This window comes from Halobacillus sp. BBL2006 (assembly GCF_000786645.1).
Lineage (GTDB): Bacteria > Bacillota > Bacilli > Bacillales > Halobacillaceae > Halobacillus.
The window spans coordinates 1-4365 of sequence record NZ_JRNX01000291.1 but is presented as its reverse complement, the minus strand read 5'-3'; the positions used below and the strand labels follow the sequence as shown (position 1 = coordinate 4365).

Sequence of the window (4365 nt, the reverse complement as noted above, 5' to 3'; positions counted from 1 at the left end):
GCCATTTACTCTGATGATGATGTGATTGTTTTTGAGCGTAAGCTGCCGAAAGATCATGTCCTTGTTACAATCAATAAAGGAGAAAACGCACGTCATTTAGACATTTTTGATTTATATCATCAAAAATCACCTAACCGCGTGCAGCTCACCTCTCTATTGAACGAAGAAAAAGTGAAGAGTCATAAATACTCACTAGACGTCCAATTAGAAGAAGGTTCAATTCAGATTTTTGACGTGAAGGGTAAATTGCGTCAAGAAGCACCGCGTGAAGAGCAAAAGTACTCAAAAGTCGTCTTAAGAGGCTCTGCTCCTTTAGATTGGGAAAGTGATCGTCACCTGCTTTCTTTTGATAAGGAAGATAACCTATGGAAGAGTGAGCCCATCTCGCTTACCGCTGGTGAAACCATAGAATTTAAATATGTTCGTGACGGAGAATGGCTCGAAGGAAGTAACTTGAGCTTCACTCCTGAGGAGGATGGAGACTATATCTTCATTTTTGACCCGCAGTCAGAAAATGAAGCTATCGTCATTCCATGGAAAGAAAAGACAGCATCTGCAGCATAAACATACCCGTTCCTCCGGCATCGGAGGGGCGGTTTTTATTATTATGAAACTTGTTATCTTTCATAATATTTTCATATAAAAACTTAAAAAATTACTAGAAATATCCATAACGATGTCCCATAATAGGGAAATGAGTATAATTTTGGGGGATACATATGAGAAAGTTAACTTGGTTTATTGTCGTAACGTTGGTTTTGTCACTTGTCGCAGTCTCTCCATCATCGAAAGTAAGGGCTGCAGAGCAATTTGAAGATACCCAGGGACACTGGGCAATAGAAGAAATCAATTATTTAGTAGAAAAAGAGATTGTGAATGGATATCCTGATGGAACGTTTCAGCCCAATGATCCTATTACCCGCGCAGAAGCTTCCAAAGTCATTATCAGTGAACTGGGGATCGACCTAGATTCTATTTCGAAAGATCAATCGTTTCCCGATGTCGGTGAACATTGGGCAAAAGACTATATTAATGCAGCCTCTAGCGAAGGAATCATCAATGGATACAAAGATGGGACATTCGAACCAAATGCCCACCTGAAACGCTCTGAACTTGCTGCTATTTTAATACGTGCCTATAACCTAGAAGGCGGAGAAACAGATGGGTTCAAGGATATGACTGTTGATCACTGGGCATTTCCATATGTGGCTGCTTTGCTGAACCACAATATCACGACCGGCTATGAGGACAATACCTTCCGCCCGTCGCGAGAAGTGACGAGAGCTGAGTTTTCCACTTTTCTATCACGAATCTTAAATGAAAGCTTTCGAGTAGAAGAGAATGCGAATGGGACAGGGAATGAGCCAGAGGAAGAACAACCGCTTCCTCCATCAGAAGTGACTCAGGTACCTATTTTGATGTATCACAGTCTTTCAAAAAATGAATCGGATTGGAATTCTATCGTTATTTCTCCTCGTAAATTTTATGAAGACATGCTTTACGTCAAGGCAATGGGATATCACACCATTACGTCCAAAGAGTTGATCGCCTATAAGAACGGCGAAAAAGAACTCCCTGAAAACCCAATCATGGTAACGTTTGATGATGGCTACAGAGACAACTATCAGTACGCATATCCAATTCTAAAGAAATTAGATATGCAGGCAGTTATCTCCATCATCGGTTGGAGTGTCGGCCGCTACACCTCTATTGGAGATCAATATGAAATTCTTCCCCATTTTTCATGGGAGGAAGCGAAAGAGATGGTCGATAGTGGACACATAGATATTCAAAACCATTCGTACAACTTACACACCCCTTCAGATGACAATGGTTATGGGCAAGGTGTGCTGCCATTAGAAGGAGAAACAAAAGCCCAGCATGCAGAACGTTTTCGCCAAGATACGATGAAGCTCCACAATCAAATTAAAGAGCATCTGGGATATGAACCGAAATTGTTCACTTATCCCTATGGTTCTTACAATGAGACAACGGAGAAGGTGCTGAAAGAACTCGGCTATGAAGTGTCACTGACCACAAGCAGAGGAATTTCAAATATTGATCAGGGACTATTTGAGCTGAAACGAGTCGGTACACCTTACTACCTTGACAGTCCTGAGCTCATGGATCAAATGTTGGAAAATATGAATCGAAGTCAGCGCGTTCCTTTCAGTGAATTAGCGAACTCCGAAGATCGAATTGAAGAACTCGAAAACTATTTAGGCCTATAAGAAAAAGGGATGCTCAACGAATGAGCATCCCTTATTTAAATCGTGTGGTTTTATCCCATCCTATAACCTGCTTTCTCCGTTTTGCTTTTAAATAGAAGATAAGACTCCTCACAAACAGGAATGAAAAGAGTTGTGCATATGTGAAATACATAAGAAAACTAGTAAAGATGTTCTTCGGTGTAAAACTATTCTCTGCAGCTTGCGCGCTCATTAATTGACTCGTGTAGACGATGTAAGCAACATACCAAATGAGCATTAAAGGAATCGAATAAGTGATAGAAAACAAATTCAACAGCCCAAGCAAGAACCATACATACGATAGGACAAGAAAAAACCAAAAGATAACATAAACCATAAGCTGATGGATGGAATGAACCATGAGCTTGCCTTTAAAATATCCAGGTACAGTCAGTGTTCTTTCTACAATATATAAATTCCCTTGTAACCACCTTGTTCGCTGCTTGATATAAACACTCATGGTTTCCGGCTCCTGCTCCCAAGTCACCGATAAGGGAACAATTGGCAGAAAAAAACCTTGCCTGGTTATACGCAGTGTCAATTCTGCATCCTCTGCAATAGCATAAGGATCGTATCCTCCTAGATCTTCGATGACTGAACGGCGTACGAGCATATTGGTTCCGGTCAAAGAACCAGTCTTAAACAACTGCCATCTTCCCGACTGCATTAACAATTGGAACACTTGAAATTCAATGGATATCATGCGTGTTAAAAGGTTTTTGGTTTCATTCCTCGTTTTCACATACCCAACAGCTCCAGCTGCGTCTTTTTCAATATGGGCAACTTCCACTAGTTTTTTCAATGCACCTGGTTCTGGCTGATTATCTGCATCATAAACGCAAAAATACTCTCCATCTGATATTTCTAACCCATAATTCAGGACCCGTGATTTTCCTTTAGGTTCGCCAGGAGGTACACGGATATGATGGACATGTTGATATGTCCGATCATATTCCTCAATTATTTCTCCAGTTCCGTCCTTAGAATTATCATTCAAAACATAAATATGGAGAGAACCCGGGTAATTTATATTTACCATAGCATCTAGGGTATCCTTGATTACGACAGCTTCATTATGCGCTGGAATAAGAACATCTACATTTGGATATTTTTCCAAATGAATGGAAGGCTGTTTTTTCGTACGGTAGTAGAGACCAGCGAATGTCAGCAGAGAGTAATATAATAATAGAATTAAAAATAAAACCGTTGTGAACATAAGAAGTGCCCGTATTGTAAAAATCCCTGCCCAAATGCTGAAAGCCACTCCTATCATCAGCAAAATTAATAAGATGATGAACTTCTTCATGAGCGTGCTCCCTCTCTAACCTCTTCTACTACGGCGCCATAGCCAATGTGTTCGCTCTTCCATTCCAATGCAGATAGAGCTTCCTCTGTATAAATCAGGGATAATTTTGAAATAATTCTATTTTTGACGACATTCAAACCTTGTTCATTCGTATTTTGTAAAAGAAACACAATCTTGTTTGTCTCATGCTTTCCAACAATATCAAAATACTCACGAATAGACTGATATACCACTTCAGAAACTTTAGCAAAGCTTGTCTTCTTTACGTTTGTAGGGAGATTATCCATATTGACATAAACAAGAAATCCCGCCTCTTTTTTTCTTACCATTGTGGTTACGATCAAATTCTTTTGTTTTTCAAATTCACGCTTGGATAAGATTTGTGTATCAGCTATATATTCTTCCAACTCAATCACTTTCTTACTCAATTCCCTATTTTTTTGGATAAGGTAAGAGGTCCACTTAGCTATAACATAACTAGACCATAAGTGGACCAGTACTACTGCATGAATTCCGATCCATTTCAGCTGGGTTATGGTTGACCAATTATCGATAAAAGCCCAGCTTAATAGAAGCAAAGAGAATAATGTAGTAAAGATGATAAACAGAAGAAATGACACCTTTTCATTTAGAGTAAGAAAGACGAATACGGGTAACAGGAAACACAATAGGATCCCCGGGTGAACGATCGGCTCCATTGTGTAAAATAAAAAGACAAAGCTTGCCCCCCATAATAAAAAGGCAAGCCGCATTTTTTGTCGTCCCATACAGCCCCTCCTTCCTGATTACTGTTTATTATAATGGAATGAA

At 39.7% G+C, this 4365-nt stretch carries 3 protein-coding genes and 1 pseudogene; 2 read left to right on the top strand and 2 right to left on the bottom strand.

All coding sequences use genetic code 11. The features are described 5' to 3' along the window. Both LD39_RS23070 and LD39_RS09510 read left to right on the top strand, forming a co-directional pair. Positions 1-564: pseudogene (locus tag LD39_RS23070) on the top strand (glycoside hydrolase family 13 protein); the annotation flags it as partial. A 155-nt stretch (positions 565-719) separates the two neighbouring features. Further along, positions 720-2231, top strand: coding sequence for an S-layer homology domain-containing protein (locus LD39_RS09510; RefSeq protein WP_035545566.1), 1512 nt, complete (start codon positions 720-722; stop codon positions 2229-2231). Between the two features lie 31 nt (positions 2232-2262). On the opposite strand, the gene LD39_RS09505 is transcribed toward LD39_RS09510, so the two are convergent. Both LD39_RS09505 and LD39_RS09500 read right to left on the bottom strand, forming a co-directional pair. Next, positions 2263-3555, bottom strand: coding sequence for a glycosyltransferase (locus tag LD39_RS09505; protein ID WP_035545565.1), 1293 nt, complete (start codon positions 3553-3555; stop codon positions 2263-2265). Next, a complete protein-coding gene (locus tag LD39_RS09500) occupies positions 3552-4322 on the bottom strand; it encodes a hypothetical protein (RefSeq protein WP_035545563.1) in 771 nt (256 codons plus the stop codon). The genes LD39_RS09505 and LD39_RS09500 overlap by 4 nt, the downstream gene beginning before the upstream one ends. Between the last annotated feature and the right edge of the window lie 43 nt (positions 4323-4365).